Source organism: Streptomyces sp. KLMMK (assembly GCF_036961605.1).
GTDB classification, from domain to species: Bacteria; Actinomycetota; Actinomycetes; order Streptomycetales; family Streptomycetaceae; genus Streptomyces; species Streptomyces telluris.
This window is the reverse complement of the sequence record NZ_JBAMDC010000791.1, coordinates 1-708: the sequence shown is the minus strand read 5'-3', so window position 1 is coordinate 708 and position 708 is coordinate 1. Positions and strand designations below refer to the sequence as shown.

The window sequence follows — 708 nt, the reverse complement described above, 5'->3', positions numbered from 1 at the left end:
AGAACCTGTCACAAACACGTGCGCATTCGGCCTCGAGTGTGGCCAGGCGCTCGTCACCCAAGAGCCCGGTACCAACCTGCACATCAAGATTCACCCGGTTCTTGACGACATTGCCTTCGGGAACTCGCTGGAAGAGCACGCGCGGGCCCACACCCGAGGGATCAGTGCACGCGAAGTAGATCTCCTGCTCCTCAGGCGGCAGCGAGTGGTGGTACTCCTCCCACGTGGCAAAGCCCCCCGGGACTGTCGGTACGACGTACCCCAGCACCTCGCACCAGAAGGCGGCGAGGCGTGCAGGTTCCGCGCAGTCGAAGGTCACTTGGAACTGCTTGATCGTTGACATTGGCGCACGATAACAGGGGCCCTGCTCATCTCCCCGGACGGGTGAATCCACACGTTGTCGGGAGGCCGGCCCTGCCATCCGCTGCTGTGTCGTGCGGTCACAGGGGTGAACCGAGGGCAGTGCCTCTCCCTAGCTAGGCGGCCCATCGCTGCAGTCGTTCGCCAGGGAGCCGGTGAGTGCAGTGCCTCAGAGGCGAAGACGTACGCCGGGCGAACGCATCAGCTTGACACTGTCGGTGATCTTGCGGTTTCCCGGTGCGGCAGTGTGATGAACGGGCATGCTCGGGGCTGTTCCGATGGACCCTGTGATCGTTGAGGTGCTTGTTGTCGCTCCGTCCCCGTTCCGGTGAGCAGGTTCCGTCTGTG

At 63.4% G+C, this 708-nt stretch carries 1 protein-coding gene; it reads right to left on the bottom strand.

Annotated features, from left to right (window positions below; translation table 11 throughout):
• Positions 1-343 (bottom strand): VOC family protein (locus tag V7793_RS37975; RefSeq protein WP_336014318.1); only part of this gene is annotated, 343 nt, incomplete at its 3' end.
• Positions 344-708: the final 365 nt, after the last annotated feature.